General features: G+C 69.1%; 28 protein-coding genes and 1 tRNA gene. 6 read left to right on the top strand and 23 right to left on the bottom strand.

All coding sequences use genetic code 11. The annotated features are described in order from the left end of the window. Window positions 1-47 precede the first annotated feature (47 nt). From TN53_RS01490 to TN53_RS01480, 3 genes are all read right to left on the bottom strand, one after another. Entirely contained in the window at window positions 48-1397 is a 1350-nt protein-coding gene (locus TN53_RS01490) for a PLP-dependent aminotransferase family protein (protein WP_199924489.1), read from the bottom strand. Between the two features lie 107 nt (window positions 1398-1504). Further along, window positions 1505-2971, bottom strand: coding sequence for an aminopeptidase P family protein (locus TN53_RS01485; protein WP_046256436.1), 1467 nt, complete (start codon window positions 2969-2971; stop codon window positions 1505-1507). A 94-nt stretch (window positions 2972-3065) separates the two neighbouring features. Next, entirely contained in the window at window positions 3066-4595 is a 1530-nt protein-coding gene (locus TN53_RS01480; RefSeq protein WP_199924493.1) for a PP2C family protein-serine/threonine phosphatase, read from the bottom strand. A 492-nt stretch (window positions 4596-5087) separates the two neighbouring features. Here TN53_RS01480 and TN53_RS01475 point away from each other — a divergent pair, with 492 nt between their 5' ends. Together TN53_RS01475 and TN53_RS01470 are read left to right on the top strand one after the other, a co-directional pair. Continuing rightward, the gene (locus TN53_RS01475) at window positions 5088-5753 is read left to right on the top strand and encodes a bifunctional DNA primase/polymerase (protein WP_046256434.1); all 666 of its coding nucleotides are present in this window, start codon (window positions 5088-5090) and stop codon (window positions 5751-5753) included. Window positions 5754-5809: 56 nt separating this feature from the next. Continuing rightward, window positions 5810-6409, top strand: coding sequence for a hypothetical protein (locus TN53_RS01470; RefSeq protein ID WP_046256433.1), 600 nt, complete (start codon window positions 5810-5812; stop codon window positions 6407-6409). Between the two features lie 255 nt (window positions 6410-6664). On the opposite strand, the gene TN53_RS01465 is transcribed toward TN53_RS01470, so the two are convergent. The 3 genes from TN53_RS01465 to TN53_RS01455 all read right to left on the bottom strand — a co-directional run bounded on the left by TN53_RS01465 (window position 6665) and on the right by TN53_RS01455 (window position 9418). Then, on the bottom strand, window positions 6665-7630 hold the full coding sequence (locus tag TN53_RS01465; protein WP_046256432.1) for a DUF5926 family protein: 966 nt from the start codon (window positions 7628-7630) through the stop codon (window positions 6665-6667). Between the two features lie 186 nt (window positions 7631-7816). Further along, the gene (locus TN53_RS01460; RefSeq protein WP_046256431.1) at window positions 7817-8455 is read right to left on the bottom strand and encodes an ATP-binding protein; all 639 of its coding nucleotides are present in this window, start codon (window positions 8453-8455) and stop codon (window positions 7817-7819) included. 153 nt (window positions 8456-8608) lie between these two features. Beyond that, window positions 8609-9418: a glycerophosphodiester phosphodiesterase gene (locus tag TN53_RS01455; protein ID WP_046256430.1), complete on the bottom strand. Its 810-nt coding sequence runs from the start codon at window positions 9416-9418 to the stop codon at window positions 8609-8611. Window positions 9419-9677: 259 nt separating this feature from the next. Here TN53_RS01455 and TN53_RS01450 point away from each other — a divergent pair, with 259 nt between their 5' ends. Both TN53_RS01450 and TN53_RS01445 read left to right on the top strand, forming a co-directional pair. Then, window positions 9678-11162, top strand: a complete 1485-nt coding sequence (locus TN53_RS01450) for a S1C family serine protease (RefSeq protein WP_046256429.1) — start codon at window positions 9678-9680, stop codon at window positions 11160-11162. A gap of 62 nt (window positions 11163-11224) precedes the next feature. Then, window positions 11225-11311 (top strand) — tRNA-Ser (locus TN53_RS01445). A 146-nt stretch (window positions 11312-11457) separates the two neighbouring features. Here TN53_RS01445 and TN53_RS01440 read toward each other — a convergent pair. The 15 genes from TN53_RS01440 to TN53_RS01380 form a co-directional block, all read right to left on the bottom strand. Next, entirely contained in the window at window positions 11458-12867 is a 1410-nt protein-coding gene (locus TN53_RS01440; protein WP_046256428.1) for a tyrosine-type recombinase/integrase, read from the bottom strand. A gap of 61 nt (window positions 12868-12928) precedes the next feature. Further along, window positions 12929-13120: a helix-turn-helix transcriptional regulator gene (locus tag TN53_RS01435; protein ID WP_095046234.1), complete on the bottom strand. Its 192-nt coding sequence runs from the start codon at window positions 13118-13120 to the stop codon at window positions 12929-12931. 191 nt (window positions 13121-13311) lie between these two features. Next, the gene (locus TN53_RS01430; protein WP_046256427.1) at window positions 13312-14460 is read right to left on the bottom strand and encodes a DUF3631 domain-containing protein; all 1149 of its coding nucleotides are present in this window, start codon (window positions 14458-14460) and stop codon (window positions 13312-13314) included. Beyond that, a complete protein-coding gene (locus tag TN53_RS44590) occupies window positions 14457-14885 on the bottom strand; it encodes a hypothetical protein (RefSeq protein ID WP_234441490.1) in 429 nt (142 codons plus the stop codon). The genes TN53_RS01430 and TN53_RS44590 overlap by 4 nt, the downstream gene beginning before the upstream one ends. Continuing rightward, entirely contained in the window at window positions 14882-15787 is a 906-nt protein-coding gene (locus TN53_RS01425; RefSeq protein WP_046256426.1) for a bifunctional DNA primase/polymerase, read from the bottom strand. Before TN53_RS01425 ends, TN53_RS44590 begins: the two co-directional genes overlap by 4 nt. Then, window positions 15784-16512, bottom strand: a complete 729-nt coding sequence (locus tag TN53_RS01420) for a DNA cytosine methyltransferase (RefSeq protein ID WP_046256585.1) — start codon at window positions 16510-16512, stop codon at window positions 15784-15786. The genes TN53_RS01425 and TN53_RS01420 overlap by 4 nt, the downstream gene beginning before the upstream one ends. 85 nt (window positions 16513-16597) lie before the next feature. Continuing rightward, window positions 16598-16765, bottom strand: a complete 168-nt coding sequence (locus TN53_RS47750; RefSeq protein ID WP_199924488.1) for a hypothetical protein — start codon at window positions 16763-16765, stop codon at window positions 16598-16600. A 392-nt stretch (window positions 16766-17157) separates the two neighbouring features. After that, window positions 17158-17463, bottom strand: a complete 306-nt coding sequence (locus TN53_RS01415; protein WP_046256425.1) for a hypothetical protein — start codon at window positions 17461-17463, stop codon at window positions 17158-17160. A gap of 181 nt (window positions 17464-17644) precedes the next feature. Then, the gene (traB, locus tag TN53_RS01410) at window positions 17645-19669 is read right to left on the bottom strand and encodes a plasmid transfer protein TraB (protein ID WP_046256584.1); all 2025 of its coding nucleotides are present in this window, start codon (window positions 19667-19669) and stop codon (window positions 17645-17647) included. Window positions 19670-19724: 55 nt separating this feature from the next. Beyond that, complete coding sequence (gene traA / locus TN53_RS01405; protein WP_046256424.1) at window positions 19725-20303, bottom strand: plasmid transfer protein TraA; 579 nt, start codon at window positions 20301-20303, stop codon at window positions 19725-19727. 19 nt (window positions 20304-20322) lie between these two features. Beyond that, window positions 20323-20820 carry a hypothetical protein gene (locus tag TN53_RS01400; protein WP_046256423.1) on the bottom strand — a complete coding sequence of 166 codons (498 nt, stop codon included), beginning with the start codon at window positions 20818-20820 and terminating at the stop codon, window positions 20323-20325. Window positions 20821-20850: 30 nt separating this feature from the next. Continuing rightward, window positions 20851-21231: an RRQRL motif-containing zinc-binding protein gene (locus tag TN53_RS01395; RefSeq protein ID WP_046256422.1), complete on the bottom strand. Its 381-nt coding sequence runs from the start codon at window positions 21229-21231 to the stop codon at window positions 20851-20853. After that, window positions 21231-22247, bottom strand: coding sequence for a hypothetical protein (locus TN53_RS01390; RefSeq protein WP_046256421.1), 1017 nt, complete (start codon window positions 22245-22247; stop codon window positions 21231-21233). Before TN53_RS01390 ends, TN53_RS01395 begins: the two co-directional genes overlap by 1 nt. Beyond that, window positions 22244-22534 carry a DUF6303 family protein gene (locus TN53_RS01385; RefSeq protein WP_234441489.1) on the bottom strand — a complete coding sequence of 97 codons (291 nt, stop codon included), beginning with the start codon at window positions 22532-22534 and terminating at the stop codon, window positions 22244-22246. The genes TN53_RS01390 and TN53_RS01385 overlap by 4 nt, the downstream gene beginning before the upstream one ends. Then, a complete protein-coding gene (locus TN53_RS01380; protein ID WP_046256420.1) occupies window positions 22531-22794 on the bottom strand; it encodes a DUF6284 family protein in 264 nt (87 codons plus the stop codon). The genes TN53_RS01385 and TN53_RS01380 overlap by 4 nt, the downstream gene beginning before the upstream one ends. 490 nt (window positions 22795-23284) lie before the next feature. Between TN53_RS01380 and TN53_RS01375 the strand changes: the two genes are divergently transcribed. Together TN53_RS01375 and TN53_RS01370 are read left to right on the top strand one after the other, a co-directional pair. After that, on the top strand, window positions 23285-24043 hold the full coding sequence (locus TN53_RS01375) for a GntR family transcriptional regulator (RefSeq protein WP_046256419.1): 759 nt from the start codon (window positions 23285-23287) through the stop codon (window positions 24041-24043). Then, complete coding sequence (locus tag TN53_RS01370) at window positions 24040-24717, top strand: AAA family ATPase (protein ID WP_095046233.1); 678 nt, start codon at window positions 24040-24042, stop codon at window positions 24715-24717. Before TN53_RS01375 ends, TN53_RS01370 begins: the two co-directional genes overlap by 4 nt. A gap of 173 nt (window positions 24718-24890) precedes the next feature. On the opposite strand, the gene TN53_RS44585 is transcribed toward TN53_RS01370, so the two are convergent. Together TN53_RS44585 and TN53_RS44580 are read right to left on the bottom strand one after the other, a co-directional pair. Further along, a complete protein-coding gene (locus tag TN53_RS44585; RefSeq protein WP_095046232.1) occupies window positions 24891-25445 on the bottom strand; it encodes a hypothetical protein in 555 nt (184 codons plus the stop codon). 23 nt (window positions 25446-25468) lie between these two features. Further along, window positions 25469-26404, bottom strand: coding sequence for a hypothetical protein (locus TN53_RS44580; protein ID WP_234441488.1), 936 nt, complete (start codon window positions 26402-26404; stop codon window positions 25469-25471). Window positions 26405-26670: the final 266 nt, after the last annotated feature.

The following is a 26670-nucleotide window of genomic DNA, read 5'->3' as shown; positions in this document are numbered from 1 at the left end:
CGGTAGAAGGGAACTGGACCCCACTACAGACCCAATAGTCGCCCCTTTTATTGGCCCAATCCGTCCAACACCTTCCCCAGCGCCTCCAGCGCCTCCGGATACACACGCTCCCGCGGCGTCCCGTAACCCACCACGAGCCCCTGAGGCCGCCCCTCGGCGTCCGGCGCATGCCAGTGGTCCCCCAGGTGCCCGACGGCGAGACCCGCCGCCTCCGCCCGCGCCAGGGCCTCCTTCTCGTCGGCGACCTCCACCAGCGCGTGCAGCCCGGCCGCGATCCCCCGCACCGGCCGCCGTTCCCCGAGCCGGTGCAGCAACTGGTCCCGGCGCCGCCGGTACCGCAGCCGACAGGCGCGCACATGACGGTCGTACGCATGACTCCCGATGAGCTCGCCGAGCGCCAACTGCCCGATGGACTCGGTGTGGTGATCGCTGTGCAGCTTGGCGTCGGCGACCGCGTCGACCAAGTGCGGCGGCAGCACCATCCACCCGAGCCGCAGCGCGGGTCCCAGCGTCTTGGAGGCGGTGCCGAGATACACCACATGCCCCGGCGCCATCCCCTGCAGCGCCCCGACGGGCTGCCGGTCGTAGCGGAACTCCCCGTCGTAGTCGTCCTCGACGAGCAGCCCACCACGCGCGCGGGCCCAGTCGCTGAACGCCCGCCGCCGCGCGGGATGCAACGTCACCCCGGTCGGATACTGATGCGCGGGAGTGAGCACGACGGCGCTGGAGTCCCCCAACCCGTCGGCACAGGCGCCCCTTTCGTCGACCGGCACGGGCACCACGCTCCCGCCGCCCCGCCGTACGACCTCCCGGTGGAAGGGCAGCCCCGGATCCTCGATGGCGATCTCGCCACCGTCGAGCACACGCGTGAGGAGCGCGAGCCCCTGCACATACCCGGACGTGATCACGATCCGCTCAGGGGGTGCGATGACCCCCCGCGCACGACCCAAGTACCCGGACAGCGCCGTCCGCAGCTCGATGCGCCCGCGCGGATCGCCATAGTCGTACGCCAGTGAGGGCGCCGTCGCGATCGCCCTGCGCAGCGCCCGCAGCCACGCCGCCGCCGGAAACGTCCCCACGTCCGGACTGCCGGGCCGCAGATCGAAGCGGGGTGCACGCGTGCGTGAGGCCGCCTCGGGTGTTTCGGCGTCACCGGAGGGAAGGGAAGCGACCTGTGTCCCGGACCCTTGCCGAGCGGTCAGATACCCCTCGGCGACCAACTGGTCGTAAGCCGCCTTGGCGGTCCCCCGGGAGATCCCGAGCTCGGCAGCGAGCCGCCGAGTGGCGGGCAACCGGGTTCCGGGCGCGAGCCGCCCATCACGTACGGCATCCCGCAGAGCCCGCTCGAGCCCGGCCCGCGGCCCATCAACAGACCCGAACTCAATATGCAGGTCCACACCAACCCCCCAGGGGCGCGGGGAACTGCGCGACCAGCCCCCACTGCCCCGCAGACCGCAACGAAAGGCCGGGCACCCCTTTGGTACCCGGCCATCCAGCTCCTACGTCAGCCCTTCAGCGAAGCCATCCACGACTCGACCTCATCCGACCGCCGAGGAAGCCCGGCAGACAGATTCCGGTTCCCGTCCTCCGTCACGAGGATGTCGTCCTCGATCCGGACACCGATGCCCCGGTATTCCTCCGGCACCGTCAGATCGTCGGCCTGGAAGTACAGGCCGGGCTCGACCGTCAGCACCATCCCCGGCTCCAGCGTGCCCTCGACATACGTCTCGGTCCGTGCGGCGGCGCAGTCATGGACGTCCATGCCGAGCATGTGCCCGGTCCCGTGCAGCGTCCACCGCCGCTGCAGCCCGAGCTCCAGCACCCGCTCGACCGGACCCTCGACCAGACCCCACTCGACGAGCTTCTCGGCCAGCACGTGCTGCGCGGCGTCGTGGAAGTCGCGGTACTTGCCACCGGGCTGCACCGCCGCGATACCGGCCTCCTGGGCCTCGTAGACGGCGTCGTAGACCTTCTTCTGGATCTCGGTGTACGTGCCGTTGATCGGCAGCGTGCGCGTGACGTCGGCGGTGTAGAGCGTGTGCGTCTCGACACCGGCGTCCAGGAGGAGCAGGTCCCCGGAGCGCACGGGCCCGTCGTTGCGCACCCAGTGCAGCGTGCAGGCGTGCGGGCCGGCGGCGCAGATGGAGCCGTAGCCGACGTCGTTGCCCTCGACCCGCGCGCGGAGGAAGAACGTGCCCTCGATGTACCGCTCGGAGGTCGCCTCGGCCTTGTCGAGTACGCGGACGACATCCTCGAAGCCGCGCACGGTCGAATCGACCGCCTTCTGCAGCTCGCCGATCTCGAACTCGTCCTTGACCAGCCGTGCCTCGGAGAGGAAGACCCGCAGCTCCTCGTCGCGCTCGGCGGTGACCTTGTCGGTCAGCGCGGCTTCGATGCCGGCGTCGAACCCGCGTACGACCCGCACCGGACCGGTCGCCTCGCGCAGCGCGTCCGCCAGCTCGCGCACATCGGAGGCGGCGATGCCGTACAGCGCCTCGGACTCCGCCAGGGAGTGCCGGCGGCCGACCCACAGCTCGCCCTGCCCGGACAGCCAGAACTCGCCGTTCTCGCGGTCGGAGCGCGGCAGCAGGTAGATCGTCGCCTTGTGACCCTCGGAGGTCGGCTCCAGGACGAGCACGCCGTCCTCGGTCAGGTTGCCGGTGAGGTACGCGTACTCGACGGAGGCCCGGAAGGGGTACTCCGTGTCGTTCGAGCGGGTCTTCAGGTTGCCCGCCGGGATCACCAGACGCTCGCCCAGGAAACGCGCGGACAGCGCGGCACGGCGGGCCGCGGTCTCGGCGGCCTGGGGGATCGGCCGCAGGTCGTGCAGCTCGGTGTCGGCCCAGCCCGACTTCATGCTCTCGGCCAGCTCGTCGGACACGCCTGGGTACAGCCCGTTCTTCCGCTGCTTGATCGGCTCTTCCGGCTCGGTTTCCGGGGTCTCCGGGTTGAGCTCGTCGGCCACGGTCATCCTCCTAGATACGGCACTGGACCCCCTCCATCGTACGGTCGTACGGAAGGGGGCCCAGGGCCGGAAGACCTGTTACCGAGAGCTACCCGCGGCACTACTCGAAGTGCGCGGCGAGCAGGACGACGTCCTCCTCGGAGTCCGCCGCGTCGAGTCCGTCCGGCAGGACGGTGCGCAGGACGTGGTCGGCGATCGCGTCCGGGTCGTGCCGCAGCGCCTTCGGCACCCTGGCCGCCGCCGAGTGCAGCCGCGCGAAGGCACGGTCGGTGGGGTCGCCGGTACGGTGCAGCAGCCCGTCGGTGTACAGCAGAACCGTCTCTCCCGGCTCGGCCTGCAGCTCCACGCTGGGCGCCTCCCAGCAGGCGAGCATCCCGAGCGGCGCCGACACGGACGTCTCCACGAACTCCGTACGCCGCTCCCCGACCAGCAGCGGCGGGCAGTGCCCGGCACCGGCCAGCGTGATCTTGCGCAACGCGGGCTCGCAGTAGGCGAACAGAGCGGTCGCGGAGCGAGCCGGTTCGGTGAGCCGCAGCAGCAGCTCCAGGTCGGACAGGACGGCGACGGGGTCCTCGCCCTCCATCACGGCGTACGCCCTCAGGCTGGCTCTGAGCCGGCCCATCGCGGCGATCGCGCTCGGGCCGGATCCGGTGACCGAGCCCACCGCGAGACCGAGCGCGGCATCGGGCAGCGGAAGCGCGTCGTACCAGTCGCCGCCGCCGCGCGGGCCGGTGCGGTGCCGGGCGGCGAGCCGCACACCGGCGACGCGGGGGAGCCGGGACGGCAGCAGCTCCTCCGCCATCGTCGCCATGCACGCGCGCGTGCGCTCGACCTCGAGCAGGCGCGCCAGGTACTCGGTCGCGTGGCGCGCGTACAGGCCGACGAGGTGGCGCTGGCGCTCGGCCGGTTCGGCGGGCTCGTCGTACAGCCACACGGCGGCGCCGAGGCGGCCCGCGGCGTCGGAGGCGAGCGGCAGCGCGTAGCACGCCGCGTAGCCGAGGCGGGCGGCCACCTCGCGGTGTCGGGGGTGGAGGCCGTCCTCGGCGAAGAGGTCCGGCTCGGCGATCTCGCAGGGGGCGCCCGGCAGTCCGACCGTTGTGTCGAGGAGTTTGCCGTACGACATCGCGCTGCGCGGCACGGTCTCGATGTGACCGAGATCGGCCCGGGCCAGACCCAGGCCGATCGTGGTGTCGGGGCCGAGTCCGTCGCCCGGTTCCAGTACGACGAGGCCGCGCCGGGCGCCCACGAGGGTGGCCCCGGCGCGCAGGAGTTCCGTCAGGGCTTCCTGCAATGAGCCCGTGCGGGCCAGACGTTCCGTGAGTTCGTGCAGGGTCGTGAGGTCGGAGACCCAGCCTGCGAGCCGGTCCTGAAGCAGAGCACCCGGGGCGTTCGGGGCGTTCGGTGGCGGGACCGGAGAGGTGCCCGGGACGGCGGACGCGGGCGCGACAGTGTGTGCGGGCGAGGGAACCGTTGAATCGATTCCGGCCACTTTCGGAGGGTGAGGGGCGTTCATGGCGTCCGGCTTTCCGACCGGTGCGTATTGCTCAAAAGCATCGCAAACCCCCATGTCATTCTGCGCCGCTAGCAGTGTCTCCACATGTACACGCACTCGTGAGGGGATGTCCAGCATTGTCCTGCCGGGATTCCTGGTGTCCATGGGTCACCGGTGTATCTCTTGCCTAAAAGCAAAGTTGGCTTAAAACTGACTCGGGTAACAGGGTATTGCGGTCGACTGGCCTTGCTCCACTGAGCGTCACAGCGGTCGTGATGGGTACGTACTCGGAGAAGGCCAGGGGTGGTTGACATCCACCCGGAACCTGGTGACGGGCCCGGGCGTCTTAACCACCGACGACCGTGCCCCATCCTCCGTGGCGGAGGCGAGGAGAAACACGCGGGACGGCAAAACGCCAGACTTCGCCACCCCCACGCCACGCCCATGCTTTTGATAGACGCAGTGTGGGTCAGGCTGCCGCGGACGCAGCCAACGCTCGACCCATAGGGGTTCCCCTTGTCTCGGACAGGGGTGTGATGCGCCAACAGGTACGCACAGTGCAGTGATCGACACATGGTGTGATGTGGCCCACGGTGTTGCCAGCGGTGCAACGGAAAGGAACGAGCGCTCATGCGCGAGATCCTCGGAAAGGCACGCAGGCTCCTGTCCAAGCGGAACGACGGGGGGCCTGAGTTGATCAGCGCGGCCCTGACCTTCGCGACGGAATGGCAGTGGCCCGTACTCCCGGGCGCGGCACCGGACCCGCAGGGTCGGGCCCGCTGCAGCTGCCCCGACCCCGAGTGCACGGTCCCCGGCGCGCACCCCTTCGACCCCGGGCTCCTCGCGGCCACCACCGACGAGCGCATGGTGCGCTGGTGGTGGACCAACCGGCCCGCGGCGCCGATCGTCCTCGCCACCGGCGGCACGGCACCCTGTGCGGTGTCCCTGCCGGCCCTCGCGGGCTCCCGTGCGCTGGCCGCCCTCGACCACCAGGGCATGCGCCTGGGACCGGTGGTCGCCTCGCCCACCCGATGGGCGATTCTCGTCAAGCCGTACTCCATGGAGCAGTTGGGCGAACTCCTGTACGCCAAGGACTTCGTCCCCGGCTCCCTGCGCTTCCACGGCGAGGGCGGCTATGTCGCGCTGCCCCCGTCCGAGACGGGCCGGGGCGCCATCCACTGGGAGCGTGCTCCGCTGCCCGGCTCGGCCTCCCCGTGGGTGCCCGATGTCGAGGCCGTGGTGGACGCGGTGGTGGACGCCCTCACTCGTACGGGTGTGAGCGCGCCCGAGTTGTAAGGGTGTCGGGCGCGCGCGGAACCAGCCGCCCGCGCGCGCTCGTTATCGTCCCTTTCATGAACCTTCGTCTGCTTGCCCTGACGGGCGTCGTGGTGTGCGCGGTCGCGCTGCCGCTGGCCGTGGCGTCCGCGGGACAGGTGGGTGAGGAGCGTCGCGCCGCCGTACGCGACGAGGCGGCTGTACGCGATGAGGCCGCCGTACGTGATGAGGCGGCCGTACGCGAAGAAAGCGCCGCACCTGATGGGGCGCATGAGGACCACAAGGTCGCCACCCCCACCAGCTCGCCGTGGCTGCTCGGCCTGGGCCTGGCCACCGCCGCCCGCTGCGGACCCGAACTCACCTCCCCCGAGGGCATCGAGGCACAGACCTGTGTCCTGACGCAGGGTGAGGAGACCTGGGCGCGGACCTACTACCGCAACGTCACCGGGGGCGCGCTGGAATCCGTCCTCAGCCTCATGGGTCCCGGCGGCCGCACCGTGCAGATGCACTGCGCCGTGGGCGCGGGCGACGAGCCGGGAACCTGCGAGACGCCCAGGGAGCGCACCCAGGGCGAACCGGCCGCGTACACGGCGGTCGCGGAGTTCGCGGGACGGGGCGGTCAAGGGCCGCTCCTGCTGCGTTCCGGGAGCAACTCCGGGGCGTACACGGGCAGTTGACGCCCGGCAGCGTTGCGTAAAAGGAACGGCGCAAAGAAAGACCCGGTTGCTGGCGACGGGGGATGCACCAGCAACCGGGCTACTGGAACGGTAACAAGAGATCGGCTGTTCGCAAATTCGATCTCGCTTTTTCATCGGCTTTCCGGACACCGACTCACTTGCTCACGACGGGAGTTGTGAGTGGATCCCGGCACCCCGCAACCCCCTGGAGCTGCTGACCGACCAGTCAGCAGCTCCAGGGTTCGAACCTGTGTGTCAGCTGAGCGTGACCTGTCGGTTGGTCAGCCCGCCACGCGCGCGACGCTCGTCCGCGGTGAGCGGAGTGTCCGAGGCCAGCGCGCCGGTGAGCCGCTCGGCGAACTCGGCCGCCGGCTTCTCCACATCCTCCGCGGTGACCCCGCTCGGCAGGTCCCAGACCGGCACGGTGAGCCCGTGCGCGCGGAAGGAACCCACGAGCCGGGTGCCCTCGCCGAGGCCGGCCCGGCCCGCCGCGTGCAGCCGCGCGAGCGCGTCCAGAAGCTGCTCCTCGGGATACGGCATGACCCAGCGCAGGTGGTTCTTGTCCGGCGTCTCGCACCAGTAGGCGGCGTCCACGCCCTGGAGCTTGGCGGTCGGGATGGCCGCGGCGTTGGCACGCTCCAGGGAGGCGGCCACCTCCGGGGTGGAGTTCTCCGCGTCCGGCACCCAGAACTCGAAGCCCGTGTGCACGACTGGCTCGAACGTGCCTTCGGGGTCGAGCAGATCCTGCAGTCGCGGGCCGTCGGCGGGGGCGCGGCGGCCCTGGACCGGGGTGCCCGGGTCGGCGGTGAGGGCACGCTGGAGGGTGTCGGCGAGGTCGCGACTGATGTCGCCCGACGCCGTGTCGTTCTGCAGGCCCAGCAGCACCGAGCCGTCCTCGCGGCGCAGCGCCGGCCAGGCCATCGGCAGCACCGTGGCCAGCGAGACCGACGGGACGCCCTCGGGGAGGCCGCCCTTCAGCGTCAGCTCGACGGTGGCGGCCGGTACCAGCTCGCGCAGTGCCACCCAGTCGCCCTCGCCCGGCAGCCCCTCGAACGGGCGCTGCACCAGCTCGGTCACCGCGTGCGCGGCGGCCCGGCCGTGACAGGCCTTGTAGCGGCGGCCGCTGCCGCAGGGGCAGGGCTCGCGGGCACCGACGACCGGGACCTCCCCGTCGGCGATCTGCGGGCGCTTGGCCTTCGTCTGGGGTCGCTTCTTGGCCATCGTGAGGTCTCCCGGTTACGGCTGGTCTAGTACGGCGGGAGCCTAGCCGTTCACGGGATGACCGACGGGAGCCTGTGGACAACCCCGGCGGTTCGGTACGCCCCCTAGGGGGGCGGGGAACTGCGCGACTGGCCACGACGGAGCCGCAGTCAAGGGCGAACCATCGCGGCCTTCCCGGCGGAGCGTCTAGTCCAGGTCGGTGAACGCGTCCGCGAAGTCCAGATCGCCGATCGTCGACACCGAGGGAGCCGTGATGCGCGTGGTGAAGTCGTCGCGGCGGTGGCAGGCGTCCGGATCGTGCACGTCGTCGTGGACGACCACCCACACCGTGACCTCGCCGCGGGCGTCGTCCCTGACACCCCAGTCGTCGGACAGTGCGGTGATGATGTTCAGCCCGCGGCCGCCGTGTGCGGTGACCGAGGGCGTGGCCGGAGCAGGGCGGGTGGGCCCACCGCCGTCCGTCACCTCGACCGTGAGTCTGCCCCCGGTGTCCACCCGCCAGGCGGCGCGGACATCGCCGTCCCCGGCCAGGGCGTCGCCCAGTGGCCGGCCGTGCTTGCACGCATTGCTCAAGAGTTCGGAAAGAATCAGTACGGCGTCGTCGATGACCGCTTCCGACACGCCACCCGTGCGTAGCTGAGAACGCATCCGGTGTCTTGCTTTCCCCACGCCCGCAGGGCCATGGGGTACGGCCATGCTCGACGACGCGGGCACCTCCTGTGCCACCACCAACGCCACCCCCGAGACCTCCTTTGCCCCACGCCACGGTGTGGATGCCCCATTGGCCTGTACCGGAAACCGGCCAATCAAGGTCCGCTGACGCATTCGTAACGATCGAACACGGTCCGAACGCGCCGGAGCACACCCTGTAATCGCATGGCTGGATTTCGACGTTATGGCCGAGTGGGGAGAATGCGGGTGTCCGGGGTGCCTGGTCAAGATGTCGTCACAGGTCTTTACCAGTTGTCGGCGATTTGGTTATCTGCCCAGCTGGCGCAGGACCGCGCGCGGTCGGTTGGTGATGATCGCGTCGATGCCGAGCTCGACGCAGAGATCCACGTCCTCGGGCTCGTTCACCGTCCATACGTGCACCTGGTGACCTGCTCGTTTCAGCCGCTCGATGTACGCCGGGTGATTGCGCACGATCCGGATCGAGGGCCCCGCGATGCGGACGCCCGCCGGAAGCCGACCGTCCCTCAGTCGGGGCGAGACGAACTGCATCAGATAGACCGTGGGCAGCACCGACGAGGCGGCACGCACGCGATGCAGCGAGCGGGCCGAGAAGCTCATGATCCGCACCGGGGAGTCGGCGGCCGAGGCGGGCGAGTCCAGCCCGAACCGTTTCAGCAGGACGAGCAGCCGCTCCTCCACCTGCCCGGCCCAGCGGGTGGGGTGCTTGGTCTCGATGGCCAGCTCCACCCGCCGCCCCGAGTCCGCGACCAGCTCGAGGAGCCGCTCCAGCGTCAGTACGGAGGTGTCCTCACGGTCCTCCGGGCGGTGCTCCCAGTCGGGCTCCTCGTCCCGGTTCCGCCAGGAGCCGAAGTCCAGGGCGGCCAGGTCGGCCAGCTCCAGGGCCGAGACCGCCCCGCGCCCGTTGGACGTACGGTTGACGCGTCGGTCGTGGACGCAGACGAGATGGCCGTCGGCGGTCAGGCGCACATCGCACTCGAGGGCGTCGGCACCGTCCTCGATCGCCTTCTTGTACGCGGCCAGAGTGTGCTCCGGGGCCTCTTCGGAGGCTCCACGGTGGGCGACGACCTGAATGCTTTGCTGCCGTGCGTGGGTCACCGCGTCATGGTGCCATCGCACCGGGGTACGCGTCGCACGAGGAGGGCGCCGAGATGCGTCCGGTTCGCCGGACAGGTCCCATATAAAGGAAAGTCGCGGACCCACAGCCACCGCTTATGGTGCTCTGACGGCCTGTGGGAAAAGCTGACGGCATACAAAAGCACATGCACAGCTGCATCGCGCCGGACCGTCGGCAAGCGTGAACGAGCGTGACCGAGTGCGACCTTAGGACAACAGCCGTGGATCGAGGAGAAAAGCTGTGAGCACCGAGAACGAGGGCACTGCGGTACCCCCGGCCCCGTCCGCACCTCCTGTGCCGGTGGATTCCCCCGCAGCCTCCCCGCAGGCGAGCGCGCCCGAGAGCGGCGCCCCGACGACCCCGCTCCCCACGACGCCCCCGCACGCCCCCGGCGCAGCGGAGCAGGAACTGGTCCACGCGGGCCAGGCACCGGCGTACGCCTCGGCGAGCGCGGGCGGTCCGCAGGGCGGTACTGCCCCGGGCCAGGCACCGGACGGCTCCTGGCCGCCCCCGCCCCCGGCCACCCCGACGTACGCCGACAGCGGCTCGGGCGGTGCGGGTGCCGGTGGCTGGGGCGCCTCCTACCAGCAGCCCACGCCTAAGTCCGGCCGCGGCCGTGGCGGCCTGATGGCGGCGGTCCTGATCGCCGCGCTGGTCGCGGGCGGCCTGGGCGGCGGCCTCGGCTACGTCCTGGCCAAGAACGACGACAACACCTCGTCGACCACCGTCTCCGCCTCCGACAGCGGCGGCTCCGTCAAGCGCGAGGCCGGCACGGTCGCGGGTGTGGCCGCCACGGCGCTGCCGAGCACGGTCACCATCCAGGCCGAGTCCAGCAGCGGCGAGGGCGGCACCGGCACCGGCTTCGTCTTCGACACCGAGGGCCACATCGTCACCAACAACCACGTCGTGGCGGACGCGGTGGATGGCGGCAAGCTGACCGCGACCTTCCCGAGCGGCAAGAAGTACGACGCCGAGGTCGTGGGCCACGCGCAGGGCTACGACGTGGCGGTGATCAAGCTCAAGAACGCGCCGAGCGACTTGAAGCCGTTGACGCTGGGCGACTCGGACAAGGTGGCGGTGGGCGACTCGACGATCGCCATCGGCGCCCCCTTCGGCCTCTCCAACACGGTCACGACGGGCATCATCAGCGCGAAGAACCGCCCGGTCGCGTCGAGCGACGGCAGCGGTTCGAACGCGTCCTACATGAGCGCCCTGCAGACGGACGCCTCGATCAACCCGGGCAACTCGGGCGGCCCCCTCCTGGACGCCCAGGGCAACGTGATCGGCATCAACTCCGCGATCCAGTCCAGCAGCAACGGCGGCCTGGGCGGCACCAGCCAGTCCGGCTCGATCGGCCTCGGCTTCGCCATCCCGATCAACCAGGCCAGGTACGTGGCCCAGCAGCTGATCAAGACCGGCAAGCCGGTGTACGCCAAGATCGGCGCCTCGGTCTCCCTGGAGGACTCCACGGGCGGCGCGAAGATCACCGAGCAGGGTGCCAGCGGCTCCGACGCGGTCGAGGCCGGCGGCCCGGCGGCCAAGGCGGGCCTCAAGCCCGGCGACGTCATCACCAAGCTCGACGACCGGGTCATCGACTCGGGCCCCACCCTCATCGGCGAGATCTGGACCCACCAGCCCGGCGACAAGGTCAAGATCACCTACGAACGCGACGGCAAGACCAACACGGTGGATCTCACCCTGGCTTCCCGGGAGGGCGACAGCTGACCCCACGCGCGCGTGGGCACCGGTTACTCTTGTCCCCGCGCCGCCGGTGACCGGTGGTGCGGGGTGGGTTGCCCGAGCGGCCTAAGGGAACGGTCTTGAAAACCGTCGTGGCAGCGATGTCACCGTGGGTTCAAATCCCACACCCACCGCGCAGGTCAGAAGCTATGCAGGTCAGAAGGGGTGCCACTCTCCGGAGCGGCACCCCTTCTGCGTTCACCCTGTCTCACCCTGGCTCGCCCGTGTCCCACGTTTGACCAGTGCGTATGGGCCATCTGTGGGCCAACGTGGGCCCTGCCTACCCGCCCCTGTTCAGCTCCTGCGCGATGAGCTGATTGGAGCGGGATTGCTCGCCCCGGAGGATCTTGGCGTAGAAGCGGAACAGCACAGCGATACTGTGGCCGGCTCGCCGCGCGACTTCCACGGGGTCCACTCCAGATTTGATCCACAGTGACACCCCTGCGTGGCGGAGCGAGTACGGCACTTGAGCGAGGGGCGTTGCCGCGTCCTCCTTCGACAGCACCGCAGCGCGTGCCGCGTCCCACAGATCGCAGTACTCGGTCGACCGGACCCGACCGCCCTGCGCCGCGCGGAAGAGACGGCCGTCCGGGGCCGTCCCATAGGCCGCGATGTGGTCCCGCAGCATTCGCACGAGGATCGGCGGAATCGGAACGGACCGCGTCGCCCCACGGGCCCGGCGCTTGAGACTGCGAGCCTCATAGGACGCGCCGTCATCCGTCCAGCCTCCCCCGACCTCCGGGCGGCTCTCTCCAAGCAGTAGCTCCCCCCACTGCTCCGCTGTTTCCTCGGTGTCCGGGGGCAGGGTGCAGTCTGAGGCCTTTAGCGAGGCGATTTCGGCGGGGCGCATCGCGGCGTAGTACAGGCACCCGAAGAACGCTTCGAGATGTTGCCCGCGGGCTCCGGAGTTCCGCACAGCGGTGATGAACGAACGGGCCAGAGCCGGGCCGGGCACGTACCGAAAATCGATCTCGTCGTCCGTCTCCGGTGGAGTCCAGTCGACGCGCAAGAGGGGGTTGGCGGACAAGAGTCCCTTCTCCTCCACCGTGTACCGGAGGAAGTTGCTCAGGACCATGCGCTTTCGCCGGGCGGTGTTCTCCGCAGCCTTCTTCCCGTCCATGCGGCGTGACAGCGCTTCGAGAGCCGGACGCAAGAGGGCGGGGTCTTCCAGAACCGCGACCTTCATGGAGTGCTCAGAGAGCCAGGACAGGGCCGATCGAATCTCTTGTGGCGGCTCATCCACGGTATGGCGTGAGGTCAGTTGGCCGTCCGGGCCCGGCACCGCGCGGAATGCCCACTGGTAGAGAGCGGCCCGCAGGGTCCGGGAATCTGGGGCACCGCGAGTCGTAGTGACCAGCGTCGGGATGACGACCGCGAGCGCTTCGGCGATTCCGGCCCGGTGCTTGGCCGCGGCGCGTGGCCACTTCATGAGCGCGTACGCGGTGGCGTGGTCGTACCAGGTGGGCGAGGTACGTACGGCCAACTCCCGTGCCGGCAGGCCCGTGTCCTCGTCGAACTGCTCGCGCTCCCGGAGAGCGGTCATCAGCTCGGAACGACGCCCGTCCGCCTGCGGCTTGAGCTTGAAGCTCTTGGAGTGCGGCCGTGCCCCGACGCGCCAGCGCAGTTCGTAGGGCTTCGGGCGTCCTGCCCGCTTGCGGATGGACCAGATATCGACGTCGTACGTGAGCATGGGTCTCCCCCGAAGATGGGCCCGCCATGCGGCGGGCCCATGGTTGATTTACGAGGTGGGGTCAGACTGTGGCGCGCTGTTCGCAGCGCGCCCACCAGGCATCGAGGTCGGCACGGCTGACGCGGAGTTGACCGTTGGGCAGCTTCTGGAGACGGGGCGCTTGGCCGCGTGCGCGCATGCGGTAGAACGCGGCTCGGCTCATCTCGATCTCTTCGAGGACTTCGGGGAGCTTGAGCATCTTGGGGCGGGCCACGGTGCGACTCCTCACGTAAAGGTCATGACGGGGCTCTTCGGTCCCCTTCTGGGAAGTCCGCTACCTGCGCTACTTCCGCTTCTGTGCAGGTCAGAGGCCTGTAAGCGGTAGCGGATAGGGGTAGCGGTAGCGGATAGCGTGTAGCCGGTAGCGGGCCGCGGGGGCGGTACCCGCTACCGGATCAGTGCAGGTCAGTCCGTGTGTTCGCTCTCGGGTAGCGGAAGTAGCGGACTTTCCGGGGGTGGGGGGCAGTAGCGCTGCCATGCGTCGTAGAGATCGGTGGAGTAGTAGCCCTTGAGGACGCTGCCGCCTGTTTTGATGTTGCGGGAGGCGACGGGTTCGCCGTCGGCGGTGACGTACTCGCTGAGCATCCGGGACAGGCGGCGGGAGTCGAGCGGCTTGCCGTTGAAGTCGGCCCACGGGGCGTCGTCGAGGGCGTTGAGCCGGTCGAGGATGGCGACGGTGGGCAGGCGGTCGATGCCGCTCAGGACGTGGTCGCGCAGGTCGGTGAGCAGGCGGATGCCGATGCTGCCCTTGTCGTTGGCCTGCGATGCCTTGACCAGCGTCGCGCACGCTTCGCGGGCCCGGTGAGGCCAGTCGCCGCCGGCCGCGTCGGCGATGGCGATGAGTGGTTCCCATACGTCGGCCGGCCGGTCGGCGACGCCTTCGGGCATCTCGGGGAACACGTCCGTGACTTGCTCCTGGATGGTCTCGGCCCACCTGGCGAGCCTGTCACGGAGCTGGTTGCCCTCCCGCACGTGGATGCGGGTGCGGAAGGCTTCCACCTTCTCGTTCCTGGCCCGGCGGCGCATGCGGATGATGACGGAGCGGGTCATGATCGTGGCGGGGAGGGAGCCGAGTCCTGCGACGGCGACGGCGCAGTACGCGGGGAAGCCCTGTACTTGCTGGTTGGCGCCGTCTCCGACGCACCGGTACATCTCCCGGCCCCGCGTGTGGCCGGCGTTGATGAACCCGCGGAGCTGCTCGTTCTCCCCGGCTTTGGGCCCGAAGATGGTGTCGATCTCGTCGAACAGGATCGTCGGCCGGCCCCCGTCGACTCCGGAGACGGACCGGAACAGGGCGGCGGCGGAAGCATCCACGGCCGCCATGGAGCGCGGTACGAGGGTTTCCACGACCTCCAGCGCGCGGGACTTGCCCGATCCGGGTTCCGGGGAGAGGAACGCGAGGCGGGGGGTGGAGTCGAACGCGTCGAGGAGGTGGGCGTGTGCGTCCCACAGGGTCACGGCTACGTATGCGGCTTCGGTGGGGAAGACGTTGAAGCGGCGGTGGAAGTCCTCCACCTCGTCGAGCAGCGCAGCGCCGTCGGTGGTGTCGGTCATGCCGCGTGCCTCCTTTCGGAGAGTGCTGCGGGGGCCTGCTCGCAGGCGGAGCGGTGGACGGTGTACTCGGATGCCAGAGCTGCCACGTTTGGGGCTCCGGTGGCGGTGCCGGTCTGTCCGCAGGCGCAGGCGTAGGCGGCGTTGGGGGTGTCGCCTTGGCGCTTGGACCAGCGGGCGCCGTCCCAGTGATGCCGGTAGAGCGGTGGGGCGTAGATGCGGATACCGGGCTGATCCGGCGTGGGGTCGGGTGTGCTGTGGCGTGCCTCGTCGCTGCGGAACTTGCCAGAACGAACAGCTGAAAGGGCGCCTGCGGCGACGACCCTTCGGGCGCCCACGGCCGCCGGGGGCGTGCCCGGTTCGGCGGCCTGTGGGCTGCTCGTGGCGGCGGGTTGGCCTTCCAAGGGGGAGCTGCGGGGGGTGCTCATGCCGCATCCCGGGGCCGGGCTTTGCGCAGGGAACTGTCGAGGGCGCTGCGGATCGTGGCGCGGCACTCCGCAGCGGTGAGTCCGCGAGCCTCCCCCGCCGCTTGGAAGGCCTCCTCCACCACGTGCCGGGGGATGTCGCCCCACGCGACGAAACGCCCCACCTTGAAGGCGGACCGATTGAGCGTGATGTTGCGCTGCGATTCCGGCGCCGCGGCGACGATGGCGCACTCGGCCTCCAATGCGGCCAGGGCGGCGCTGCTGCCGCTGACCGACGGGAGCCTGAGCGGTCCGGCGGGGCGGGCGGGGGCCGGTTGGAGCAGCCTCAGCAGCCACGCGGGCAGTGCGGCCACGGCGGAGCTGTCGAGGACTTCGTACGGTCCGGCGGGGGTGGTGCTGCCGGCGGCGACGACGTAGCCGCCCCATGCACGGGTGTCGACCAACGGAGCGAGACTGCCCGCGGTGTTGGCCAGCCGGATGCCAGGCGGGGCGGTGAAGTACAAGTGCTGTCCGCCGCTCGCAGTCCGCACCCGGTAAGTGGTGGGGACGGGGTGCCCGGCGCGCTCGCAGAGCGTCGCAAAGGACGTCGCGCCGTCAGGCGCGTCCGAACTGCCCTCACTGTTCTTGCTGCTGGGCTTGGGCATGTCGAGGTCGATGACAACCAGCCCGGACGGGCCGGTCGCGATGGCGATGTTCGCCGCGCTGGTCTCCCAGCACCACCGGATACGGTGCGGGTCGGTGCTGGCCCGCTGCTCCCACTTCAGGTGTCCATGAGCGCAGTCGCCGGTCTGCCGGCAGCGGTCGGCGCCGTGCAGGGCGGGATGCTTGCTGTTGGGGCGCAGTGGGAAGACGTGCCAACCGCGCTGTGCGGCCTCCAGGGCGGCCCTCATCAGATCCGTGCTCATGCGGCCACCTCCAACGCACTGGAGAGCAGGAAGGCGCGGCCGATGTGCTCGCTGTAGGCGGGCGGAATGGCCTCGGTCAGTTCCTCCCGCACGTCGGTCCACGTGATGCCGAGCGCGGCTTGCAGCTCGGCCACGGACGGCTTGCCGCCGCCGTTGCCGTACGCGGCCACGTAGGGGCCGTCATAGAAACGGCCATGCCGCCAGCCACGTACGCGCCCGCGGTGCGGGACGTGGGCCGGCTGGTCGATGGTCCAGCGGCCCAACTCGAAGTTGCGGTGCCGGATGACGTCGAGCGCGAACATCTCGCCGCACAGGGTCAGATCCTTGCGGATCTTCGCGCGGCCGTTGGGTTGCTCGATGACGTACGGGAGGCCCGTCGCGTCGAGGAGTTCGCGGGTGGGCGCCACCAGGTCGACGTGGGCGCCGCCCCAGCCTTGGGACTGGTTGGTGCCCACGGTCAACGTGCACTTGTCCTGGCACGGCGGGGAGGCGTGGACGAACGCGTACCGCTCGATCTCGCCCGAGGTGATCAGGTGGGCAAGGTAGGTGAGGGCGTCGCCCTGGTGGTAGTCGAAGGGGTAGTTGGGTCGGTGGGCGATGTCGCATCCGTCCACGTCGAACCCCGCGCGGTCGTAGCCGATGGCGGCGCCTCCGGCGCAGGAGAACAGATCCAGCAGGCGCGGCCGTGGCCGGTGGGCTCGCCGGATGTCGGTGGGTTGGGTCATGCTGGAGACCTCCACAGGTCAGTTCGTGGCAGGTGGACAGGGGCGGCCCGTGACTTTGGCGAGACGGGGGCCGCCCTTGGCGTAGCTAGTGGTCGGCGCCGGTGTAGTGGGCGATGGAGCCGGGGCAGTAGGTGTCGGGGCAGTCGCAGCCGCCGCATTCGTTGCAGACGTCGTCGGAGCACTCGTCACACAGCCGGTGCCCGGGGCATCCGTAGTCGGCGCAGTCGTCGCAGTACTGCTCGTCGTCGAACACGTCAGTCCTCTCCTGAGGCAACAGGGACGGTGGGTGCGGTTGTTGGAGTTTTGCGGTTGATTGGCCGGGTTGTCGCCAGTGCGGTCGGCCAACCTCCATCCCCCCGGGTTGCGCTGGGTGTTGCGCCAGGGGGTTGCGCTGGGTGTTGCGCCATGGTGTTGCGCTGGGTGTTGCGGTGACCGATTCAGCCACGGGGTGTTTTCGCAGGTGACCGGCCAGACCATGGGCGTGGTCGGGGCGGACATCCCCTCTGCGGCCCCTTTGCCCCGTGCTTTTTGGTGGAGGGAGTGAGGCGGTGGGCGTGGTGGCGCGGGGCAGCCTCGGGGATCGGGGCGGCTCGGGTCGTGTCCGCGCGTCGGCGGGGCCGCGCGCGCAACCGCCGCCCGGGGCGGCTACTTGGAGCGGGCGAGCCGAAGCGTGATGCCGCCGACGCCGATCGGTCCGGCGGCGCCGGCGATGACGGCGGCGGCGTGGGCGGCTGCATCGAGCAGCGCGCACAGGGCGACGACCAGTCCCCAGGTGCCGAGCGAGGCAGCCGCGGCGACGGCGAGGGGGATCAGGATTCGGCGCCACGGGATGCCGTGGTGGGTGCTGCCCGGGACGACGATGACCACCGGCGCTCCGGTGGCTTCGGCGCGGCGGTAGGCGTCGGCGGGTATGTGCGGGGCGAGGATCCCCGGCGGGTCGCGGTGGGACATCGAGCCTCCCTCGGGTAGGCCGCGGGCCCGCGCCACAGAGGTGGTGCGGGCCCGCACAGGGTGGGGTGTCACGTCAGGTGTCAGGGAGTGTCAGGAAGGGGCGTCACGCGTTTCTGACAGCGGGTTTGCCTAGGGGTTTGGGTGTCAGGGGGCCGTGACGGTGTCAGGCGTCAGGCTGGTGTCAGGCAGCCCTCGGAGTGGGGACGATGCGCCACCGCCCGGTGGCGTTCGTGGGCTCCAACCGGCCCTCGATCGCGGCCTCTTTGAGGCGTGCGGACACCCACGGGCGGGAGAGGTTGTTGCGGTCGCACCAGTCCATGAAGTCCTTCGGGCCTACGATCATCTGGCCCGCGTCCTCGAACTCGGCCAGCGCCGTGGCGAACAGCCGGCGTGCCTCCTCCGGCTTCGGCTTGCGGCCCTCCTCTTCGCCGAAGATCGGGGCGTCGTCGCCCTCCTCCGGCTCGGGAAGCTCAGCCTCGGGGTCGATATCCGTGTCCTCCGGGTCGATCAGGGGCCCGGTGTCGTGCATGTCGTCCTCCTCGTCGCGGACCACCCGCAGCGGGGCGACCGGCTGGACGTCTTTGTCGGGGGTAGGGCGGCCGGTGTAGGCGCGTCCGGCCACCGAGGAGGCCGCGCCGGCGGTGATGGGGTCGGCAACCGCACCGTTGGCCTGAGCCCATGCAGCGAGCTGTTCCATGACGGGTACGGCGCGGATGGTGAAGCGCTGCGTGCGCGCGGGTGAGGGGTAGCGGTCCTCGTCGATGCCGGGGGAGACGACGTAGCAGTAGCCCGGTCGCCGGTTGGCCCACGCTCCGGGGTGCGCGCCGGCGTCGATGACCGTCTCGGGGAGCGAGAATCCCTCGTCCCGCGGGTCACAGCCGAGTGCGATCACGGACGGGAGGGAGGCGCGGGTGGAGGTGGACATCTGGTCGAACGACGGACGCTGCAATGACACGATCAGCGAGACGCCGGCCGACCGGGCTTCCTGCGCGATGCCGGTGAACGCGCTGTCACCGAGGTTGCGCAGGGTGTTGGCGGCCTCCTCGAACCAGGTGACCAGGAACGGCATGCCCGCACAGCCGCACGCGCTCCCGTCCGTGCTGCACGAGTGCGCCGGGTCGTTCTGCACCTCCGCGGCCTCGGGAACCCACTGCCGGTAGCCGTGGGCACCCAACCAGCGGGTACGCGCGGGGATGACCGTTTCGACGGCCGCGACCATGACCTCGGTCTGTGAGCCGCCCTCTACGGCCCAGTCCAGTCCGGCCCGCAGGGGTGCGAAGTCCTGGAAGGCTTTGGGGTCGGAGAACCAGACGATGACGTCCCGACGGGAGAGGATCTCCGTCAGGAGGTTGAGGGCGGCATCGCCCTTGCCGGAGCCGGACTGGCCCGCGATCAGGCCATGGGTGGAGTTGCGGCCCTCATCGGGGTCACCGGGCAGCCACATCACGAGCAGCGAGCCGTCGTCGTAGCGTCCCAGAACCAGCGGCTCGGCGATCGAGCCCCCCAGGTTGGAGGGGCCCTCCCACTCCAGAACCTCCGCGAGCATGTCTTCCGGCACGATCACCAGATTCCCGCGGCGCTCGGATTCGGGGTCGGGGGTGTAGCGGATGGCGTTCTTCGGCAGATCCAGCGCGGACGCGATCTTGGCCAGTGCTTTGGTGACATCGTCGTTCGTCTGCTCGCCGGGCTGCAGCGCGAGCGGCGCGGTGACCCGGTTGGGCTCCACCTTCGCCGCCCCGATCTGCGCGCGGGCCAGCCCGACCTTCTCCAGCAGGCCTCCGTCCGAACTGCCCGGGGTGCCCTCGGTGTTGTGGCGCAGGCCCATCCGGATGTTCCAGGACAGGGCGACCGCGGGCCCGCCCATCAGGTACAGGTCGTCCACTGGCCCGGCGGTCGGGCCGGCGAGGCAGGCGGCGGTCACCCATGCGGAGCCGCACGCGACCGTAACGGCCGAGTGCAGGCGGCGCTGCTGGCTGGTGTTCTTGCCTGCCCACCAGGTGACGCCGGTCAGTGTCACGGAGGCGAGGGTGAGGCCGACGCCCGCGGCAGCGTTGTCCGGCCACCGCCAGTGCCCCAAAGCGCCGACCAGACCGGTACCGGCCCAGCCGAGCCACGGCGGCAGATGCGGCTTGGCCTTGTGCAGCAGGTAGGCGCGCACCGTGCCGTTCTCGGGTCCGCCGTGGGGGTCCATGACGTAGCCGGGCATGTTGTCGGGGTAGGTCATCGTGCTGGTTCGGTTCCGGGACATCGGGTGAACCTCCTTACTGCTGGTCCCAGTTCATGACCGGCTGCTGCGGGCGGCGGGCGCGGTGGCGGACCCGGTTGATCTCTTCCTCGAATTCCTGCTGGAACGTCGCGTAGCAGGCGGCAGCGTTCTTCGCGGCGCCCCGCAGTTCGTCCGCGGCCTTGCGCATCTTGCGGGACACCCTCCGGGCCCTGATCCGGGAGCCGAACGCCCGTCCCTCCGGGTCCGGTACGGCCGCCAGAACGCTTTCGAGGATCTCGGCGGCCATGGCGACCTCGATGGACAGCGTCACGCCGGCCGCCCGCAGGGTGTTGCAGTAGTTCCGTACCTGCGCGGGATTGGTGAACTCCGGCGCAGGCAACAGGGACTGGCCGCCCGACCGGCCACCACCGCCTGCCTGGCTTCGGTTGCGGTTGTTGTTGACGGTGACGTTGATCGGCGGGACGAACGAGCCGCCCATCGCACCGACGAACCCGCCGACCGCGGCGCCCGCGTTGGTGAACTTGTTGCCCTTGCCGTTGTTGCTGTTCGCACCGTTCGTGCGGTTGGTGGCGCCGCCGTTGCGGCCGTTGCTGTTGCGCGTGGGGGTTGCCATCAGAGGTGGCCTCCTCGGGTCAGTGGGTGCGGCGGACGATGAGCCACGCGGTCTGGACGACGATCAGGGTGAGCAGCCAGACCAGCGGCAGCGGACTGGCCCACGGGCCGAACCCGGCCGCGAGTGCCGCCCACGTGAACGCGAGCGTGGCGAACACGGCCAGGGCGATGCGCCAGGCCAGCGTGGAACCCCGCGCGGGGCGAGAGCGCTGCACAACGGCGAACCACACGAGCGGCGCTATGGCCGTGGGCGCGAGCACGAGAGCGGACCACCAGGCGATGACGTGCAGCAGCCCGGTGACGGCCAGGGCGAGCAGGGCGAGGCCGGTGGGGGCGAGCGCGTGCCGGGCCATCCACAGTCCACGGCCCACGAAGCCGAGCGCCTCACGGGTCAGCGAGGGGTGTTCGGGGACGACGACCACGAACGGCTGTGCGCGGCGCCCGCGTTGGCGCGGGAGCTGGACGGTGTGGACGCCGGCGGCGGTCCTGACCTTGCGGGTACGGGTACGACTGGACACAGCGAAACTCCTTGGAAAGTCGAAGGGGGTTCAGGCGGCGCGCTGTTCTTCGGCGTTGATGCACAGACCGCAGATGCCGTGCCGGGTCGACAGGCAGTAGCTGTAGATGACCTGGCAGCGGGGGCAGGTGCGGCGGGCGAGCATCGCCAGTGCCAGTGCGCCCCACTTGCGGGAGGTCATCGGACGGACCGGCTTGGCCAGTTCCTCGAGGTAGAGGTAGGCGACGCGGGCGCCGTGGCGGCGGTTGAACACCATCACCTGCGCCGCCACCGGCTGACCCCCGGGCCGTAGGCCGCGGGCGCGGAGCTGGCGGCGGGTGGCGTAGCCGTCCGGGGCCATCCGCCACGGGTAGGTGGGTATGCCGTAGCGGGCCCCGTTTGGGTCGAAGCACTTCGCGTAGGCGGTCGCCATCAGATGACCGCCTCAACCAGCTCGCTCACGTCGGCGGCGACGTGGCCGGCGTCGCGCAGTTCCTGATAGCGGGTAGAGACCCAACCGACCGACCAACCACACAGCTCCGCAGCGGCCCGCACCGACAACCCGGCTGTGAACGCGGCCTGCACCATCACGCGGGCCCGCTCCTCGGGCTTCTTCTCTGTGGCGGGTCCCAGCGCCAGCAGGGCGGCGCGTTCACGCGCGGCCCGCTCCTGGCGCTCTACGTGTTCACGGCGTTCACGCTCGATGTGCTCCTGCCGCTCCCGCTCGCGTCGCTCGGCCTCCTCGCGCTCGGACCGTTCACGGTCCAGCCGGAGCTGTTCACGCTCGCGTTCACGGCGTTCACGATCTTCCCGCTCCGCGCGCTCCCGGGCCTCCTGGCGCTCACGCTCCTCGCGGCGGGCCCGCTCCTCCCGCTCCGCTTGCTCACGGATCAGACGGGCTTCGTGCTCACGCTGTTCACGCGCCAGCATCGCCGCATGCTCACGCTCCTCACGGGCCCGCCGTGCGGCAGTCTCACGGCGCTCGGCCGCGGCCTGCTCCCGCGTCTCCCGCTCGATGCGCTGCCGCTCTTCCAGAGAGGTGACGGCGGCGGTGATGGCGCGCCGGTAGGCCAGACCGGTTTCCGCGGTGACGATCAGCAGCAGCGGTGCGACCGCATGCACGGCCACGCCCACCAGGTCGCCTTGCAGCGCGGAGTCCGCGACGTTCAACGCCAGCGTCATGCAGCCGGTCATCCAGCGCAGCACCACCGGCCACCGGCCGCCATGCCCCCCGAGACGGGCCAGGACCGCATCGAGACGGACCACGATGACGACCGCGGCGTCAACGACGAGGGGCAGGATCGGGGCCGTCCAGTCCCACTCATCGGGGGTATGGGCGGCCGCGAGCGGGGTGACGGTGAGGATCGAATAGAGCATGGCGCCCGCGACGATGAGCCACGTCCCGACGGACAGCGCGCGCTCGGCTGAACGGATCTGAACGCTGTTCACGCCTGCCCCTCCGTCCATGAACGCACCCGCATGGCGGCGAGCAGCGTCACAGCGGTGGAGGGGTCATCGGGGTCGGCGCTGTACTCCGTCCACTCCCACTCGGCACCCGGAACCGGCTCGAAGCCGAGAACGCTGAGCGCGTTCACGCGCTCCGTGAACGTCGGCACCGGAGCGGCCCGGTCAAAGCCGAACTCCGGCCACGGGTCGGTGGTGTCCATGAGCACCACATACAGCCGCCACCCGTCCTTGAACGCGGACATCTGCGCCGTGAACGTCTGCGCGGTCACGCCCCGACCCCCGAGGCCGTAACCGTGTGGTTGATCAGCTCCACCCGCGCGGCCAACGCCCGGCGGCGGGCCCGGCGGATGCGCCGCTGGTCCAACTCGGTCGGGGTCCGGTCGAGGGTGGCGATGTGCGCGTCCAACAGGTCGATGTCCGCGACGATGACCGGCATCTCCTGGTCGATCGCGTCCAGCTCCGCATCCGTCGGCTCCATGAAGTCGGCGAACGCGGTAACAGCATCCTGAACAGTCACGATGGGGTTCATTGGGTCGTGTTCCTCTCACAGGTGGAACGGCCCGAACAGCACCCCCGGAGTTGCCCCTCCGGGGGTGCGCGCCGTTCTGGGTGATCAGCCACGCCAAACGCGCGGCATGGCCGCGTCGAGCGGCCGGAGTGCCCCGGGCGAGATTCGATCTCGCACCCTTCACGGCTGGATGCCGGGGCGACGTGCATGTCTCCTTGGGGGGTGTCGCGCCCGTATCAGGTAGCGCGGCATGACCCCGTTGTAGGCGTACGGAGACGTGACCTTTCGGTCTAAGCCCTCCCGAATGCCCAGGGTCGGGGGCGCCCTCGGCCCGCTCTGTCCCGGGCCCCTTGACCTCGAACGGGCCCTGAATGAGGGCGTATTGAGGTCCGACACCCGCCGTTCGGTTGAACCGACCGGCGGGCACATCCCTAAGGTTCCCTAGGGTTCCCTGCGGTGTCAAGCGGTAAGGTAGGGAACCTCAGGGAAGTAACGACAGGGAGCAGGCGAAATGGCAGGCCAGGCCGACAACCGGGCGCCGTACGCGAAGATTGCCGCCCACTACACGGAGCTGATTACGTCTGGCCAGCTAGAGCCAGGAACGCTCCTGCCCAGCATCAAGAACCTCGCCGAAGAGTGGAAAGTCAGCACCGCGACAGCCGAGAAGGCTCTCCGCAAGCTGCGCAACGAGGGGCTTGTCCGAGGGATCCACGGGATCGGGACAGAAGTCCTGGACCAGCCGGCCCCAATGTCTTCAGGCTCTCAACGCCAGGACCGTGGACGCCGCACGGGATCTAGCTGGGGTGCAGGCGAAAGATCAGACTCGCATCAGGCAGCGGTAGTGCCCGCGCCCACCGAAGTGGCCCAAGCATTGGACCTTCAGCCCGACTCTGACGTGATTCGCCGGAGCCGGGTGTACCGAGACCGGCACGGCATCGTGGCCCACAGCACGTCATGGATTCCGGTTCGGTACGCAAAGCTCATCCCCCAACTGGCAGAAGGCGAGCGCCTGGCAGGGGGAACTTCGCTCCAGCTCATCGCCCAAGCCACCGGCCACCCGATCAGTCACCGCATCGACACCGCTTCCGCGAGGCTGCTCACGCCGGAGTACGCACGACTCCTCGAGCTGGACCCTGAGAACCCACCGACGGAACCAGTAGTCGTGATGACGGCAAAGTTCGTCGACAGCGAGGGCAACGTCGTGGAATTCGGCGTGGACCTCGGCGGCCCTGGCCGCACTTGGCGCACAGAATCGGAGGTCGCGCCGTGACGGTGGTAGACGACACGCTCGCGAGCGTGCTTGAAAACCGCCTAGGGTCACTGCTCGCGGCCCGTAGAGCTGGCACAATCACGCCCGAAGCCGAAGCGGAGATGGCCGCCATCTCCATGACCATGACGAGACCGATGTCATCACGTCCACCGTTCTGCGTCCTGATGGCCGGACTGCCAGGCTCCGGCAAGACCACCCTCTCCCGCGCGCTGACCGACCGCGGGTTCGTACGGCTGTGTCCGGACGAAGAGATGTACCGCCGGCATGGTGTGTACGGGGTGGACTTTCCTCGGGGCATCTTCCCGACCCTTGAGCGCCCGGTACTGGAGGACGTGGCGGTCGAACTCGCCGATGAGCTCAAGGCGGGACATGACGTCGTCGTTGACCATGGCTTTTGGACCCCCGAGGACCGAGCTCACTGGCGAGCCATCGCCGCCGACGCCGGCGCCACTGCGGTTGTCGTCTATCTCGCGGCCAGCCACGACGAGCTTTGGGCGAGGATCAGTAAGCGCAACGAGTTTCACGCGAACGACCCCAACTCGATCTACTTCTCCGAGAGCGACCTTCAGAGGTACCGTGCCCGGTTCTTCCCCCCTCAGGCAGGTGAACCGTACCTCTCGTACGACGGCGATCCTTCGACCGTGATCGCGGCTCTAGAAGACTCTCGAACCTGACCTCACAGGGCCGGCATCACGCGCCGGGGAGTCGTTCAGAAAGGGCTAACAGGCTGGCCAAGCCGTCAAATATCCCGCCCAACAAACGAACACCCCTGGCCGGACGACCAGGGGTGCCTCGCACTCAGCTGTGCGTCGATGGTTTCGTCAGTCGATGGGTTCGCAGATCACTTTCAGCTGGCATTCTGTCGGCGCCGCTGAACCCAATCGGGATCCCGCACCGGCGCTGGCTCAATCTGTGGGTCCGTTAGGTCGCGATCCGAAATGCGCATCATCATCTCGAAAAGCCAGATCAAACGACCAAAACGGATCACAGCGAGGCAGAAGGCATATTCGAAGATGAACCTTGCTGAGAGCGGATCGTTCTTCCTGTCTAGTGTCTGAGCAACGATAAATAGAGCGCAGCAGAGAGCTGTCACAGCTAGTAGGGCGCGCCAGCTCTTCCGAAGTTTCGCATGGTGTTCTCGTCGGACTTCCCGAACTCGAATTCCATTCGAGGCGGTATAAATTGAGATCGCAATGGCACTCAACCCGCCGATTGCGGAAACTACGCCAGCCGAAGTGCCGTAGGCGTCAGTGCGCTGTGAGGAGTCGATCCAGGAAAGCCAGTCTCCCGATCCTGTGAGCCTGATCAAGAGAATGTGGCCAGCGACGATGACCGCAGCTGCCAGGTAGTCAACCCAGAGCCACTCGGACCAACGATCTTCTAGTGCTTCGCCCGCACCCATCGTCGCTACATCCTCCCCGCAGCTCAGGTAGCTTCTACGCTGTCGACCGCCAAGCGCAACTCGTCCTCGTGCTCTGCTGATGCTCCCAGGATGGCATGCACCGCTGACAGGATCCGGATGGAGTTGCCTTCATCGTCCGTTGCGGCGACGCGGCGCTTGGCAGTGATGTGGTGATCTACCAGTTCTACTAGGCGTGAGTACTCGGGACCGGTGGGGTCTGAGTAAACGAGTTTGGCGCGCGCTCGTTCGGCTTCCGGTACGACATCGGAGATAGCCCTGAGGTCGGCTAGGAGCATCTCCCTGTGCTCTCTCAATTCTTTCTTCCGAGGGACACTAATAATCATTGTGACGCTGATTTCTCCATAGGCCTCTCCTGCAATTCGGAGCGAGTGGGCCAGTCCGCCCTTCTTCTCCCTCAGGGCTCCCATCTTATTGGCCATTACCTTGACTTCTACCCGGCTTGCTCCTTCAGCTGTTCTGAGTTTCTCCACTTCGGCATGAGCTATGACCGGGCGTACGAGAAGATCGTGCGGGAATATTTTCATCCCGTTGATCCATGATTCGAGTGCAGGCCTGCCTGGAGCGGAAACAGAGCCTGGCATGACGGCAACTATATTGCCGAATGGTAGGAAATATATGACGGAGGTGTCCAAGTACCCCTCGTGGGCTGACTGTTCAAGTTCACGCAGGTCTCCGGTGTCCCAGTTGAGAACGGAGAGCCATTCACCTGAGTCCTTCACTCGATGCAACAGGAGGATGTTGTCGGTGTCTACGGTGGTGACCGTCCCGACCCATATGTTCTCAGCCTCTACTTTACGTTCGGGCGCCGACAGTTGGGACACATCGGAGAGTGCCCCGTCCCAATCGATCTGTTCCATTCGTTTCGGCTCACCACTGGTTGGCTTGACGATCTCGAAGAACGTGATGGTCCGCTCTCGCATGTTTCGCAGAGTCGCCATGTCTGACCTCCCGTGTCGTCACCCAATTCAGTGGGCGCCGTACTCCTGCCACTTACGCCTCGTGCCTCAACAACTAAGCGTGGTCCCGGAGTAGCGATCTGTCGACCCGGCGCGCACCCCCAGGTCGCGCGCCGGGTCGACAGACCCTGATGAGCAGTGGTGGAGCAGGACTTGTCGGCGGTAGCGACTGTGTGACATCAGTAGCTGACATCAACAGAGACAGACAGCGGCGCACGAGGGAGTACTCGTTGCGGTTCAAATCTGTC

Origin of the sequence: Streptomyces sp. WM6386 (assembly GCF_000972385.1) — a bacterium.
Taxonomy (GTDB): Bacteria; Actinomycetota; Actinomycetes; order Streptomycetales; family Streptomycetaceae; genus Streptomyces.
Note: the sequence above shows the minus strand (reverse complement) of the source record. Positions and strands in the feature narration are given on the sequence as shown.